The sequence below is a fragment of the Acidaminobacter sp. QWL-03 genome (assembly GCF_058683855.1).
Window position 1 is genome coordinate 571782 of sequence record NZ_CM178752.1, and the last position, 14388, is coordinate 586169.

The following is a 14388-nucleotide window of genomic DNA, read 5'->3' on the forward strand; positions in this document are numbered from 1 at the left end:
CACTTCCTGCGCCTTGAATGGCCGTGGATTAAATGCTAAACTGTAAAAAGCACGTGTGAGTTAGTTCTGTGCAATGATGATGGTAAAATATGTAAAAACGTGATATGCTATATTTGAGAGAATGTCGGAGGGAGTTACCTTGAAAAAAACTACACCCTTGCTCTTGATTTTTATACTTGTAGGTGTCATAGCAGGCGGGTTGATCGGAGATTTATTTGGCAGAAGTATACCTTTACTTTCATATGGAAGGTCAATTGGATTCGACCCATTTACAGTGGATTTGGCTATATTGAAATGGACAATGGGTTTGACCCTTCAACTTAACGTTGCGGGAATTTTGGGACTGCTTTTGGCTATGTTTCTATTTAAGAGGTTTTAATGATGAGAAAATTATTATTGGCATCAGAATCACCAAGAAGGCGCGAATTGATTGGTTTGCTAGGGCGGGATGTAGTCTGTGAGGGCGTGGCATTACCTGAACCAATGGATGATTTTGAAACACCGGAAGAAATCGTTATGGCACTGTCCTTTGAAAAAGCATGGAAAGCAGCGCAAAATTCGAAGTGGCATGATCATGTCATTATTGGCTCGGATACCATTGTCTGTCTGGACGGCAGAAAGCTTGGCAAGCCTGATAATGAAGCGGAAGCTCATCAGATGCTGATGCTTCTCAGCGGGAGAACCCACCAGGTCTTCACCGGCCTCAGTCTGATCTGTCCGGAGCTTGGTCTTAAAATCGTCGATTATTCGGTGACTGAGGTTGAAATGGGACCATTCAGCGCTAAGAAGGCATGGTCTTATGTTCATTCCGGTGAGGTTTTCGGAAAAGCCGGTGCTTACGCTATTCAAGGACTGGGATCTACCTTGGTCAAAGCGATACATGGAGATTTTTTCACCGTTGTTGGTTTACCTGTATATCTGCTGGGGCAGCTTCTCGAACAGCATTCTCTCTAAGTTATTGAGAGGAGCCGGTCCACGTGGTTATGAAGATTACAATGAAATCAATGCCAGAATGTGAGCGTCCCAGAGAGAAAATGATCAAATCAGGGACATCAGCCCTATCGAATGCTGAACTGATCGCTGCAGTCATTGGAAGCGGCAGCAGTCAGGATTCAGCATTGACTTTGGCACAGAGAATTTTAACTTTAGACTCTAAAGGGCTCAGTTTTCTTGCTGCAGCAAATTTTGAAGAACTTTGCAGTCTCCGCGGCATTGGCATTTCGAAGGCAGGTCAGATTTTGGCCGCGGTTGAACTGGGCAAAAGAATTTGTTCTGAGAAGTCGGCTCTCAAGGTGAAAATTGCAGGACCTTCTGAGCTCGCGGAGAAAATGATGGTGGATATGCGCCATCTGACCAAGGAAGTTTTTAAGGTTGTACTTCTGGATACAAAGAATCAAATTGTCTCAATAGAGGATATTTCAATAGGCAGTTTGAATGCGTCCATTGTTCACCCCAGGGAAGTCTTTCAACCCGCAATCAGAAAAAGCGCTAACGCGGTGGTTTTGATTCACAACCATCCCAGCGGTCATCCTGAACCAAGTACTGAGGATAAACGGGTGACGGAACGTCTGATTGAGGCCGGTCAGCTCATGGGGATTCAAGTTTTGGATCACATCGTCATAGGCGATTTGAATTATTTTAGTTTTAAAGAGCATGATCTGATGTAGCTGCTGGAAAAAATACGTCAGGTTTAGGCACACTAACGACATAATGGCGTTCATATCCATCCAAAGACGCCAAAATTAACTGACAGACAGGAGGTAGATCCGGGAAGACTTGTACCGTAATCCAGGCGGAGGTACCCGGATTCAAAGAGTATGAAGTGGTTTGGTTTTATGACAAAAGATATTGGAATCGATTTAGGCACAGCTAACACACTTGTTTACGTGAAGGGAAAGGGCATTGTCCTGAGAGAGCCTTCTGTGGTAGCTATCCATTTGGACACAGGTGAGGTTTTGAGCGTTGGTCTCGAAGCAAAACAGATGATTGGACGTACCCCAGGGAGGATCGTGGCCATAAGGCCATTGAGAGATGGCGTTATCGCTGATTTTGAAGTCACGCAGAAGATGATCCGCTATTTCATTCAGCAAGCGTATCCCAATAAGTCTATGCTCGCTGCGCCACGCATAATTATTGGTGTGCCGTGTGATGTGACTGAGGTTGAAAAACGTGCGGTCATTGAAGCGGCGCTTGCGGCAGGGGCTAAAGACGCATTGATTATAGAAGAGCCCATGGCTGCTGCGATTGGGGCAGGTATGCCTGTTTCAGAGGCGACAGGGAGCCTGGTTGTCGATATTGGCGGTGGTACGACAGAAATCGCAGTCATTTCACTTGGCGGTATTGTCACAAGCAGATCCATCCGAGTTGCTGGCGATGCTATGGACGAAGCAATCGTCCAATACATCAGAAAGCATTATTCCTTGATGATTGGTGAAAGAACGGCAGAAGAAATCAAGGTGGCCATAGGCTCAGTTGAGCCGGTGGATGAGGAGGCGGTATTTGAAGTAACAGGCCGCAACCTTATGACTGGTCTTCCGCGCAGTATTTTTGTCAAAGGGTCTGAAATCAGAGAAGCCCTCAGGGAACCGGCGAACGCCATTATGGATGCCGTAAAGTCAACACTTGAAAAAACACCGCCCGAGCTGTCGTCAGACATCATGCTTCAAGGGATTATGGTTACCGGTGGGGGCGCGCTCCTAAAAGGTATGGCACAAAGAATCAGACGGGAGACAGGAATGCCCGTTCATATAGCAGAAGAACCGCTTGACTGTGTTGCCAAAGGAACGGGAATGGCGCTGGATCATTTTGACGAATTGAAATCAATTATGGTAAACGCAAAGAAATATCGCTGAATGGGTGACTCGGATGCATGCTTATCCAAAGTGGAAGAAAATAATAATCATAGCAGTCTCCATTCTGCTTCTGACCTTTATGGGTATTTCGGCCGGCGGGCGTTCCAGTGTCTCAGTTGTCGAGAATCTTGTGGCGGAAGTCGTCTATCCTATTCAAAAATTCTTTTATGGCATTAATCAGTCAATAGGAGACCGCATAGAGCCTATCGCTGAAATTTACAAGAATGCGCGTGAAAATGAAGCTTTGAAAGAGGAAGTCGAGTCGCTGCGAGCGCAAGTCGTCTCCTTGACACTGGATCAGAGAGAACTGATCGAGCTGAGGGAATTGAAGGGCGCCCTGAGGTACGTAGAGACTGAGTCCATACAAAACTTCGTGTCCGCATCAGTGCTATCAAAGGATCCGGGCAACTGGTATGAAAATTTTGTCATAGATGCAGGCTCTGAGGATGGCGTAACAAAAAACAGTGCCGTAATAAATGGGAGCGGCCTGGTGGGCATGGTATATGACGTCGGTACAGACTGGGCTAAAGTCGTTACCCTGATCGATAAAAGAAGTACGATCAGCTTTTCCTCAGTGGGCATCATAGCGCCTTATGACGGCCAAATTATTGGGAGTGCAGACCATATCCTGAGAGGACAGATTTTTGACCCTACCGCGAAAATGTCACCTGGGGATTTGCTCGTCACCTCTGGGTTGGGAATTTTTCCGAAGGGCATCGTCATTGGCGAAATTAAAGAGCTGATTGATAATCGCGACGCTCTCCTGCCCGAAGTGGTCGTTGAACCGTTTGTGGACTTCCAATCCATAAAAAAGGTCATGGTGATTCCGTCTTCAGCGGTTGATTCGGAGGCTGAGAGCGAATGAAGGCTTTTTGGCTGGTCCTGTCCTCTCTCTTGGTCTACCTGATTCAAACAACCTTCATTCTCAACTTCAGGTTTTATGGCGTGACGGCGAATCTGCCGCTGATCTATGTCGTCATGGCAGCGCTGCTCTTTGGCAACCGCGCCGGCCTGGTTGCCGCTGCCTTGTCGGGACTATTTCTCGACGTATTGTACGCTCATGCGGTAGGCGTGAATATATTCATATTTTGCACCATTGCAATTTTGATCGATCTCTTTGACGAGGCGCTGTTCAAGGACAACTCCCTGACACCACTTATGCTGATCGTCATGGGAACTGTGGTGTATCACGGTTTGTTTTTGGCGCATGCCTATTTTTTCAATTTGCCTATTTTCTTGGGCAAAGTCTTTGCCATCATAGCGATTGAATCGGTCTTTAATGCTCTGATTGGTTTACTTCTGTACAAATACGTTATTCGCCGATGGTTTGGCTACGAACTGAGATAAGGAGCTTTACATTATGAACAAACGTCTGGCTGACAGAAAAAACCACATAGGACTTTTTTTTCTGATCGTCTTCGGTCTGATGATCTTTAGACTTGCGACCATTACGATCGTTGAAGGAGACAGTTATCTTGAGAAGTCGGTCAACAATCGGCTTAAGAAAATTCCTGTTTATGCCAAACGCGGTGAAATTTACGACAGAAACGGTGTACTGCTTGCCGGCAACATACCTGCCTTTACTTTGGATATCATGGCCAGCAGTCTTGAAAAAACCGAATTGAACCGCGTTAGTGTCGAACTGATGACTATGCTGGATTCCAGGGGAGAAAGCCATCTTGAGTTTCCAATACGAATCGAACAGGGAAACTACACTTTCCGCTATGATGATGACAGAATCAAGTGGCTGCTGGACCATGGGTATCCTGATTATTTCACTGCGAAAGCAGTCCTGGATGATTATAGGGTCAAAGAACAGCTTTCAGAGACACTTAACGACCAGGAAGCTTATTCCATTATGATCCAGAAAGGCATCATTTTACCCATCTCTATCAGTAAAATGAAATTTTGGACTGAAATTGAAAAAGAAAATTTCATGAAGATGTACAGTCTCGAGCAAGAAATTACTGCAGAGGAAGCTTTCAAACTCATCAGAGCTCGGAGAGAATTTGGCATTGATGAGTCCTACACTGACGCAGAAGCCTATAAGATTCTGATCGTCAGCCATGCGCTGAAGGAAAAAGGCTACCTGAAATACGAGCCTATTAAGATCGCATCGAACATATCCAAAGCCTCAGCGATTCAAATCAGTGAACGGGCCATGGACCTTCCGGGCGTGAACGTCGGCGTCGAGCCAATCCGGTCATATCCTTACAAGAATGTGGCCGCTCACATTCTGGGTTACATTGGCAAAATCTCAAGTGAAGCTGAAATCTCAAAGTATGTCAGCGAAAACGCCTATGACAAAAATCAATTGATAGGAAAAGTTGGCATCGAGGGCAGGTATGAGTTGGACCTCCACGGTCAAAACGGATACAGGTACATTGAAGTGGATGCGCTTGGTAAAATGGTACGCGAGCTGGATGATGGCTATTATGGATTAAATGTCGAAAACTCAAGTGCCGGAAAGGATATTCGCCTGTCGACAGACATTGAACTTCAGCAAATCCTTGAAAGTGCTTTAAAGCATGGCATTGAACAAATCAAAATTGGGGGTACGTTTACCAGTCAATATGGCAATTACAATTACAGTGAGGCCTTCCCGAATGCCAAAACCGGGGCGGCCATAGCTGTAGACGTGACAAATGGCGAGGTTCTTGCCATGGCAAGTTATCCGGATTATGACCTCAATCTCTTTTCAACCGGGATCACCTATGATGACTGGGATCAGCTCTCTCCCGAAAATCCAAATGATCCTCTGTCACCCAGACCGCTGTTTAATATAGCGACCATGACCGGCGTTCAGCCTGGATCCGTATACAAGATGTCGACCGGTTTTGCCGCTATAGAATATGGGTTAAATCCTTATCAGAAGCTTTACAGTGATGGGTATATCGAAATTGGCGGGACGAGTTTTGGCTGTTGGTATTGGAACGGTTATAGGGGCAAGCATGGTCTGACAGATTTTTTCAGAGGTCTTGAAACCTCCTGTAACTACTACTTCTATAATATTTCCAGTGCCTATGATCACAGAAATCAAACGCCATTAAATTACACCATGTCTACATCTGATTTCCTCGAAAAGTCCAAACTGCTCGGTTTTGATGAAAAGACCGGTCTTGAAATTGAAGAGGTCAGTTATGGCATTCCAAATCCGGAGCAAAAGAGAATCAGTTTGGAACGGACTTTGAAATCCAGGCTGAGAATGCTTTTGCCGGAGTATTTCCCTGCAGCCTTGATCAATACAGAGGAAAAAAGCGAAACCATTTTAACGACTATTATTGGATGGTCCCAGGAAAATCCGGGTCGTGGGACCATTATCACAAGATTAAAGGAAATGGGCGTTGATGGCAGTCTGGGATCCCCGGACAGGCTTGCAGACATTGTCAAGTTTGATTATTTCAATCAGATGAAATGGCATCAGGGTGATACCTTCAACCTTTCTATTGGTCAGGGTGACCATAAGTATACGGTGGCTCAGTTGGCAAGGTATATCATGATTATTGCAAACGACGGGTACCCTTACGAATTGTCTCTGGTCCAAAGTGTAGGTGACGAGGCGGTTGATAAAAATTCAGAGGTTGAGCGCATTACGCTTAACAATCCCAAGACTTTTGAATATATCCGGATGGCAATGCTGAAGGTCACACAAGGTGAAAATGGGACAGCAAAATCAATCTTCAGAGGTTTTCCAGTTGGTGTTGGTGCCAAAACCGGAACGGCCCAAAACCAGGGAAAAATTCCACCGGTTGACGAAGTCGCCTATTTCAAGACTTATCTTAAGCGGATTGATTCAGCGTTGTCTCAGTCCAGTGTGGATGAGAAAACAGCAGCCATTTTGGCGGATCGAAATGAAGAAGTTGCCCAGCTCAGAAAACAGATTACAGGTGCTTCAAAAGAGGATACGCCTGCACTTGAGAGCAAACTCAGCAACCTGATCAGTCAGGGATATCTGACAGAAGCCAGTGCGATGCGCGCTGCAATTAAAGCTTTGAGCGCACGCGGACTCACAGACGCTAAAATTAATGAGTTCCGCCAAGATTATGACAACTTCGCCTGGTTTGTATCGTTTGCGCCCTATGACAATCCTAAAATCGCTGTCGTCGTCATGGTGCCTCAGGGTGGCCACGGGGGATATGCGGGACCAATAGCCAGAGAAGTCATTGGTGAGTATCTCGGTATTGGACCTTTGAATATCGGCACGAGCTCCTCTGGCGGCTCGGAGCTGAACTCAAACTGATGGTTCTGTGAGAATTGGTTGTTAGTTGATACTTCAACGAAAGAAGGTTTTTCAGTGAAGAAAAAAGTTGAATTCAAAGGCACCAGAGAAGGGATTGTTCTCCAACTGGATTCTGAGTGTGATTTCGATGAGTTATTGGATGGACTAAAAGATAAGATCGAACAGGGGAAAAGTTTTTTTTCCGGAGCAACCGTCATTGGGGTCGAAGGCAGAACATTAAACCGCAGAGAGAAAGAACAGGCACAGCAGGTCTTCAGCACCTCCGGCATTCAAGTCGCCCGTCTTGACTTTATAGAGCGATTGGGACATAATTCAAGTAGTGAAAAAGTCAAAACCGTCAGGGAAACCATTGAAAATTCTGAGAACCGATCTGATTCTACAGCGAAAGAGAGTATTGATAAAGCAGTAGAAGCACTTTCTTCAGCAGGAAGTTTGGAAGAATCAGCTCAGAGGCGTGATGATCAGGCGAAAATTGTTTTTGGCACTTTGAGATCCGGCAGAAGCATTAGTTATCCAGGACATGTGATTGTGGTGGGGGATGTCAATCCCGGCGCAGAGATCGTGGCGGAAGGGCATATAGTCGTTATGGGAACTCTAAGGGGCGTAGCACACGCGGGTTCTGCCGGAGATAGCACAGCAACCATAACCGCCTTCAGACTTAATCCTACACAGTTGAGAATCAGTACGCTGATCACCAGGCCGCCGGAAGGCGGGCAAGCACCAGAGTTGCCAGAAATTGCTAGAATCAGAGACGGCAATATAATGATTGAGCCGTATCTTTAAAAATAGGGGGACTGTTGAGATGGGTGAATGCATCGTAATAACATCCGGCAAGGGCGGCGTCGGCAAAACGACGACGACTGCCAATATAGGCGCCGGATTGTCATTGAGAGGAAAGAAGGTCGCGGTCATTGACGCGGATATTGGGCTGCGCAATCTTGACGTTGTTCTGGGACTTGAAAACCGGATCGTCTATGATCTGGTGGACGTCGTCTCAGGAAATTGCAAGACGCGTCAGGCATTGATCAAAGATAAGCGCTTTGAGAATCTCTATTTGTTGCCGGCGGCTCAAACCAAAGACAAGGATGCGGTGTCTCAGGCTCAAATGAAGGTCCTTTGTGAAGAGCTTAAACAAGAGTTTGATTACGTTTTGGTCGATTGCCCGGCAGGGATCGAGCAAGGCTTCAAGAACGCCATAGCCGGCGCGGATCGCGCCGTTGTGGTTACGACACCGGAAGTGTCTGCCGTGAGAGACGCAGACAGAATCATTGGTCTATTGGAAGCGGCTGAGCTTAGAAATCCAAAGCTGATTGTCAACCGGGTTCGCCATGACATGGTGAAGCGGGGGGACATGATGAATATTGAGGACATTACAGATATTTTAGCCATTGATATTATTGGCGTCGTTCCGGATGATGAGAAGATTATCATCAGCACTAATCGGGGCGAGCCGGCTGTCGCCACACAATCATTATCCGGTCAGGCGTTCAGGAACATATCAGCGCGTTTGGACGGCGAAGAGGTTGCGTTCATCAATTTTGACCAGAATAACGGACTTTTCGACAAGTTGATCAAGTTGTTCAACTTCAGCAAGTAGAGGAGGGCTACTATGTTTGATCTTTTAAAATTCCTCAGTCGGCAGGAGTCGAGCAAAAATGTTGCAAAAGAGAGACTTAGACTCGTTTTGGTTCACGACCGCGCAAATTGTTCGCCGGAACTGCTCGATTTGATAAAAGAGGATTTAATCACCGCGCTGTCCAAACACATTGAGATTGATCAGGATGGCTTTGATATTCAAATAACCAAGACGGACGCCAGCACCAATGGACTGCCGGCACTTGTGGCGAATATTCCAATCCGGAATATGAAGCGCGGCTGATCCGCAAGATCGAAGGAAACGCTGTGTCCGTAAACTGAGAGAAACTTTGACGGGCTGTATCTGAGCTTAGGCTTAAGACTCAGCCTTTCTTTGCGAGGTGCGCCATGTTTAATCTGAAATTGTTTAGAAATATCGACTTTGGTCTCATTGCGGTGGTACTCATGATTTTCTCAATTGGACTGGTCATGGTTGCCAGTGCCACGGATTTTCATCTGGATGGCATGAACCGTAATGTGTTGATTCAAAGTGCTGCCTTTTTCATTGGGACAATTCTGGCAGTCCTGGTGATGATGGTGGATTATCGGATCATGGGAGACTTGCAGCGGGTATTTTATGTGTTGTCTATCCTCATCATGCTGACAGTTTACATTCCGGGGCTGGGTGTCAGGCAGTATGGCGCGCTCAGCTGGATTGACCTGAAAATCATGTATTTTCAACCGGCTGAAATTGCCAAATTGGGGTTTATCCTTTCTTTTGCGAAATTTCTAGAAAAAAAAGGTGGTAGGATTTCCAGCGTCAAAGATATACTGGGGATTATTGCGTTCGTTCTGCCCTTTTTAGGCATTTTGTTAGTCCAGCCTGATTTAGGAATGGCGTTGGTGTTTGTATTTATCACCATCGGCATGGTCTATGTCGCGGGAATAGATTTCAAATTGGTACTTGTGGGGCTGATTGCTATGGTGGTTGGCGCACCGCTGGCCTATCAGATTATGAAGCCCCATCAACGCATTCGAATTGATGCGTACCTGCATCCTGAGGATCTGTCACTGCCCGGGAATTACCACGTCATGCAGTCAAAAATTACAATTGGGTCAGGGCAGATGTTTGGCAAAGGCTTGTTTGAAGGCGTTTATCACCGCTCTGATTATCTGCCGGTCAAGGAATCCGACTTCATCTTTGCTGTGCTTGGGGAGGAATTAGGGTTTGTAGGTGGCGGTATGGTCATAGGGCTTTATTATGTTTTTTTGAATAGGCTCATGAAAATGGCAAAAAAATCCAAGGATTTTTATGGAGAGCTGGTGATCGTTGGCATCACGTTTATGTTTGCGTTCCAGATTATTGAGAACATAGGCATGACTATTGGTTTGATGCCGGTCACAGGGATCACACTGCCGTTCTTAAGTTACGGAGGCAGTTCGGTTATGACCTCCATGATTGCGATAGGTCTGGCTTTAAATGTATACATGCGCAGAAAGCGCAGCAGCTTCAATCAATAGATTTCTGTCATTCAACAGCATGAAATAACCAAGTGTTAATCGGAGGAATTATGATAAAAGAAAAACTTGACGCCATTCTGGACCTTGTGGAAAAACCCGCACGCTATATTGGCATGGAGATGCACAGCGTCATTAAACCTGACAATAAGGTAAACGTTCGATTTGCCTTTGCTTTCCCGGATACCTATGAGGTGGGGATGTCTCACCTGGGCCTTCATATTTTGTATCAATTGATAAATAAAGAGGAAGGGCTGCAGTGCGAGCGAGTGTTCGCGCCTTGGCCTGACATGGAGGCCGTCATGCGGTCGGCTGAAATCCCGCTTTATACCCTTGAGAGTTACCGGCCGCTTTCTGAAATGGACATGGTGGGTTTTACCCTGCAGTATGAACTTTCATACACCAATATTCTCAATATGCTGGAGCTTGGAGGTATTCCTGTGTTAAGCGAAGATCGGGGCAACCTTGATCCTGTTATTATCGCGGGAGGACCTTGCGCGTTTAATCCTGAACCGCTGGCGGACATCATTGACCTCTTTGTTATTGGAGAAGGTGAGGAAGTCACCCTTGAGCTTCTCAGACTTTATGAATCTATGAAGCCGAACTTTGAACGCAATGCTTTTCTGAAGCAGGCAGCCCAAATTGAGGGCATTTATGTGCCGTCCTTCTATCAGGTCCGTTATAACGAAGACGGTACGCTGGCAGCGTTTGAGCCGTTGGAATCAGGAGTCCCTGCTAAAATCAGAAAGCGTCTGATGAAGGATCTGAATCAGTCGTACTTTCCGGAAAAATTTATTGTGCCGTTTATTGACACTGTTCATGACCGGGCCATGGTAGAACTGTTTCGGGGGTGTACACGCGGCTGCAGATTCTGTCAGGCGGGCATGATTTACAGACCTATTCGGGAGAGGTCCGGGGATGAGGTTGTGCGTCTCTCTGAGGCGCTGCTGTCGACGACCGGGTATGAAGAGCTTTCACTGACATCCCTCAGCACTCTGGACCACAGTGAGATTCGTCCGACCATAGAAGCACTTTCCAAGCTGAACGAAGATGCTAAAATAGGTTTATCTCTACCGTCTTTGAGACTGGATTCGTTTTCTGTCGAGGTCCTCAAAGAAATTCAAAAGGTTCGCAAAACAGGTCTGACTTTTGCGCCGGAAGCCGGATCACAGCGCATGCGCGACATCATCAATAAAAATGTTGACGAGCAGGATCTCACTGAGACTATGCGTCAGATCTTCGAGCTTGGATGGGATAAAGTCAAACTCTACTTTATGATTGGCCTTCCTTTTGAAACCATGGAGGATGTGGAGGGCATAGCCGGTCTGGGCGATCTTGTGACCTATGTCCACAAGCGTGTTTCCTCCGTTCATAAGAGTAAAGGCCTTTCGGTGACTGTCTCTGCCTCCTGCTTCGTGCCCAAGCCGTTTACGCCTTTCCAGTGGGAGCCTCAGGACAGCCTTGAGCAGTTTAAAGAGAAGCAGCGCTATCTGAAACAGCGCATCACCAATAAGAAAATTAAGTTCAGTTATCACGACGCAGAGACGTCACGGGTTGAGGCTGTTTTTGCAAGGGGTGACAGGAGAATTTCCAAAGGGTTGATCGAAGCTTGGAAAAACGGAGCGCGCTTTGACGGCTGGAATGATTATTTCAGTTATGAGCGCTGGGCAGAAGCCTTTGAGACGACCGGCATAGATATGGACTTCTATGCCACCCGAAAACGAAGCTATTCTGAGCTTCTGCCTTGGGATCATATTGACGCCGGCGTGGACAAGCATTTTCTCGTTGCTGAAAACGAAAACGCAAAATCCGCAGCGCCCACACAGGATTGCCGTGACGGCTGTATAGGCTGCGGCGTCAACGTCTGCTGGGGAGGGCTTTGCTAATGGCACTTTTGAGAATTGAATATACAAAAACAGGACTTCTCAGATACCTCGGTCATCTGGACATGGTTCGCCTGTTTGAGCGCGGATTGAGACGCGGCAAAGTACCGCTCTTATTTTCGCAAGGGTTTAACCCGCATCCCAAAATTGCATTTGCTGCGCCGCTCTCTGTTGGCTACAGCAGTGAGGCCGAACTAGTGGAAATCGAGGTTGAAGAGGGCTGGGATGATCATCAGCTCAAGACCGTGTTCCAAACGTGCTTTCCTGCAGAGGTCGCCTACCGCAGACACCGTTTGGTGGCAAAGTCCAAGTCCCTTATGAGTTTGATGCGCCTTTCGGATTATCAACTGACCTGGTCAGTGCCGGAAGCCTTTTGTCAAAGCGCCATAGAAGCCATTGAAGGCCTTCATGGCCTGACCAGCCTGACAGCCCTAAAAAAGTCCAAAGGCAAGAAAGACAAAGAAATTGATCTCAAGCCGATGGTACACCAACTCAAACTCCTTGAAAAGGGGAAATCGACTGTCCGTAAAACTGTGACGGGGGAGGCCGCAAAGGAAGTCGAAGTTTGTGAACTGCGTCTGTTTGCCACTTTGGATGCCGGTTCAGAGTCCAACCTCAAGCCGGATCTCCTCATAGAGGCAATTGCCTCAAGCATTGGCCTTGAAGGCGAAGCACCGCTCCGGGTTCACAGGACCGCGCTCTACGGAGAAGGCGGCAAAGCACTGTTTGAAATGGAATAGGCGGCAGTAGGATGAGAGAAGTTTATGTGGATTCTCATTTCTTATTCAAGCGAGCAGCTTTCGTAGAAGATGGCATCCTGCAGGCACTGGCTGTTGAGCCACTGATCTCAGAGCCTCTTGAAGGTGCAATTTTTCTTGGGCGTATAACCGCTGTAGTAGAATCCCTCGACGCCGCTTTCGTGGATCTTGGATTGGCACAAGACGCGTTTTTACCGCTTCAGGACCTTCCGGAGCGTCTGGACAGAAAGAGCCTGAAAAATGGATCTGAACTTTTAGTTCAGTTAAAAGCTGAGGGCGGGCGCTATAAAGGCCCCAAGATCACCGGAAAAATAGAGATTCAAGGGCGTTACCTGGTTCTGATGCCGGAATCCAATCAAAAATCAATTTCCCGCAAACTTAAAGACAACGTAAAGCGCGAGGCACTTATGACGCAAGTGGATGCGGCAGTTGGTGAGCTTGGCTACATTGTCCGAACAGAAGGCACGCTGACTCAGCCTGAATGGGTTGCAGAGGAAGCCGCACGACTCAGAATGGATTGGGAAAGGCTGCAGCGGGCTTATGTCACGGTGCGCAGTCCCAAGTGTGTCGATCCTGGTCTAAGCGCTTCCCAAAGACTGCTTTTAAAGCATCTGTCCACACCGGACACCGCGCTCGTGTTTTCAAATCCGGCGGACGCACTTGAGATGGAAGTTTTTTTGAAAAACTACAATCTCAAAGCAGACCTTGCCTCTTCCGTCAAAGGGAAGAAACGCAATCCTTTCCTGTTCGAGACGTCCCACCAGCTTGAACGACAGATCCAGGCTCTTCTGGACAAGAAAGTAGAGCTGGGCGGCGCCTATATGATCCTTGAGGCTACAGAAGCATTTCACGCTGTGGATGTGAATGCGGGCAGCGCTGCTGGTGGGGCGCGGCAAACCATCGGCATCAAAAAGAAAATCAATCAGGAGGCTATTCTCGAATGTCTGAGGCAGCTTGAGCTCAGGAACATTGGCGGCATGGTCATGATGGACCTGATTGACGCTGAGAGTGAGTCTGAGCGCCAGTTTTACAACGCCTTCTTAAAAAAGACTTTGCAGTCTGGATTTTCTGGCATTTTCGCGGCAGAGGTCAGTTCTTTGGGAGTGTTGAGTCTGACTCGGCGAAGAATGGGCAGTTCTCTGTCTGAGCTTATGACATCACCTTGTGGCTGCTGCGGCCAGGGACGGGTTTTGTCTGCACCTGCTCAGCTGGATTTGATGTTGAAAGAAGCAGTGAGATCAGGTGAACGCGGGCCGGCCTTTCGAGTCAGTTCGTCTCTGGCAAAGTTGACAGTAACGCTGGAGCCGTTGATTTCTAAGGCAGAACAGGACTTCGGGTTTGAGCTTCGATGGGTCATTGATGAAAGTCTGGATTATTTATCGATTCAGTACAAAAAAACCTTGTGAAATGAGTCTAGGTCGTATATAATTAGAACGATGTTCAGGCATCTTAGTTTCGTTGCCTGAAAACCGCACGGGAAAGGCTTGGAAATGCACTGACGGCGTATTCGTAAACATCTTTTTGTTGACGTGAATACAAAGTTGGAGCTGCCCGGTCCGGCG

General features: G+C 47.1%; 14 protein-coding genes. All 14 read left to right on the forward strand.

The window, feature by feature from the left end:
* Nucleotides 1–139 precede the first annotated feature (139 nt).
* On the forward strand, nt 140–379 hold the full coding sequence (locus AC4PHM_RS02505) for a DUF4321 domain-containing protein (RefSeq protein WP_492019325.1): 240 nt from the start codon (nt 140–142) through the stop codon (nt 377–379).
* Nucleotides 379–954 carry a Maf family protein gene (locus tag AC4PHM_RS02510; protein ID WP_492019326.1) on the forward strand — a complete coding sequence of 192 codons (576 nt, stop codon included), beginning with the start codon at nt 379–381 and terminating at the stop codon, nt 952–954. Before AC4PHM_RS02505 ends, AC4PHM_RS02510 begins: the two co-directional genes overlap by 1 nt.
* Before the next feature lie 29 nt (nt 955–983).
* On the forward strand, nt 984–1667 hold the full coding sequence (gene radC / locus AC4PHM_RS02515; protein WP_492020446.1) for a RadC family protein: 684 nt from the start codon (nt 984–986) through the stop codon (nt 1665–1667).
* Between the two features lie 168 nt (nt 1668–1835).
* Nucleotides 1836–2852: a rod shape-determining protein gene (locus tag AC4PHM_RS02520; RefSeq protein ID WP_492019327.1), complete on the forward strand. Its 1017-nt coding sequence runs from the start codon at nt 1836–1838 to the stop codon at nt 2850–2852.
* Between the two features lie 13 nt (nt 2853–2865).
* Nucleotides 2866–3717: a rod shape-determining protein MreC gene (mreC, locus tag AC4PHM_RS02525; RefSeq protein WP_492019328.1), complete on the forward strand. Its 852-nt coding sequence runs from the start codon at nt 2866–2868 to the stop codon at nt 3715–3717.
* Nucleotides 3714–4199, forward strand: coding sequence for a rod shape-determining protein MreD (gene mreD, locus AC4PHM_RS02530; protein WP_492019329.1), 486 nt, complete (start codon nt 3714–3716; stop codon nt 4197–4199). The genes mreC and mreD overlap by 4 nt, the downstream gene beginning before the upstream one ends.
* Nucleotides 4200–4212: 13 nt before the next feature.
* On the forward strand, nt 4213–7092 hold the full coding sequence (locus AC4PHM_RS02535) for a penicillin-binding transpeptidase domain-containing protein (RefSeq protein ID WP_492019330.1): 2880 nt from the start codon (nt 4213–4215) through the stop codon (nt 7090–7092).
* A 54-nt stretch (nt 7093–7146) separates the two neighbouring features.
* Entirely contained in the window at nt 7147–7875 is a 729-nt protein-coding gene (gene minC / locus AC4PHM_RS02540; protein WP_492019331.1) for a septum site-determining protein MinC, read from the forward strand.
* A gap of 19 nt (nt 7876–7894) precedes the next feature.
* Complete coding sequence (gene minD, locus AC4PHM_RS02545) at nt 7895–8689, forward strand: septum site-determining protein MinD (RefSeq protein ID WP_492019332.1); 795 nt, start codon at nt 7895–7897, stop codon at nt 8687–8689.
* A gap of 12 nt (nt 8690–8701) precedes the next feature.
* The gene (gene minE / locus AC4PHM_RS02550) at nt 8702–8971 is read left to right on the forward strand and encodes a cell division topological specificity factor MinE (protein ID WP_492019333.1); all 270 of its coding nucleotides are present in this window, start codon (nt 8702–8704) and stop codon (nt 8969–8971) included.
* 104 nt (nt 8972–9075) lie between these two features.
* Entirely contained in the window at nt 9076–10188 is a 1113-nt protein-coding gene (locus AC4PHM_RS02555; protein WP_492019334.1) for an FtsW/RodA/SpoVE family cell cycle protein, read from the forward strand.
* A gap of 50 nt (nt 10189–10238) precedes the next feature.
* Nucleotides 10239–12071, forward strand: coding sequence for a TIGR03960 family B12-binding radical SAM protein (locus tag AC4PHM_RS02560; RefSeq protein ID WP_492019335.1), 1833 nt, complete (start codon nt 10239–10241; stop codon nt 12069–12071).
* The gene (locus AC4PHM_RS02565) at nt 12071–12808 is read left to right on the forward strand and encodes a TIGR03936 family radical SAM-associated protein (RefSeq protein ID WP_492019336.1); all 738 of its coding nucleotides are present in this window, start codon (nt 12071–12073) and stop codon (nt 12806–12808) included. Before AC4PHM_RS02560 ends, AC4PHM_RS02565 begins: the two co-directional genes overlap by 1 nt.
* 11 nt (nt 12809–12819) lie before the next feature.
* Nucleotides 12820–14232, forward strand: coding sequence for a ribonuclease E/G (locus tag AC4PHM_RS02570; protein ID WP_492019337.1), 1413 nt, complete (start codon nt 12820–12822; stop codon nt 14230–14232).
* The last annotated feature ends 156 nt before the right edge of the window (nt 14233–14388 follow it).

Coding starts and splice junctions, on each gene's coding strand:
- AC4PHM_RS02570 (WP_492019337.1), top strand. CDS start 12,820: ATGAGAGAAGTTTATGTGGATTCTCATTTCTTATTCAAGCGAGCAGCT.
- AC4PHM_RS02510 (WP_492019326.1), top strand. CDS start 379: ATGATGAGAAAATTATTATTGGCATCAGAATCACCAAGAAGGCGCGAA.
- mreD (WP_492019329.1), top strand. CDS start 3,714: ATGAAGGCTTTTTGGCTGGTCCTGTCCTCTCTCTTGGTCTACCTGATT.
- minD (WP_492019332.1), top strand. CDS start 7,895: ATGGGTGAATGCATCGTAATAACATCCGGCAAGGGCGGCGTCGGCAAA.
- mreC (WP_492019328.1), top strand. CDS start 2,866: ATGCATGCTTATCCAAAGTGGAAGAAAATAATAATCATAGCAGTCTCC.
- radC (WP_492020446.1), top strand. CDS start 984: ATGAAGATTACAATGAAATCAATGCCAGAATGTGAGCGTCCCAGAGAG.
- AC4PHM_RS02535 (WP_492019330.1), top strand. CDS start 4,213: ATGAACAAACGTCTGGCTGACAGAAAAAACCACATAGGACTTTTTTTT.
- AC4PHM_RS02560 (WP_492019335.1), top strand. CDS start 10,239: ATGATAAAAGAAAAACTTGACGCCATTCTGGACCTTGTGGAAAAACCC.
- AC4PHM_RS02520 (WP_492019327.1), top strand. CDS start 1,836: ATGACAAAAGATATTGGAATCGATTTAGGCACAGCTAACACACTTGTT.
- AC4PHM_RS02555 (WP_492019334.1), top strand. CDS start 9,076: ATGTTTAATCTGAAATTGTTTAGAAATATCGACTTTGGTCTCATTGCG.
- minE (WP_492019333.1), top strand. CDS start 8,702: ATGTTTGATCTTTTAAAATTCCTCAGTCGGCAGGAGTCGAGCAAAAAT.
- AC4PHM_RS02565 (WP_492019336.1), top strand. CDS start 12,071: ATGGCACTTTTGAGAATTGAATATACAAAAACAGGACTTCTCAGATAC.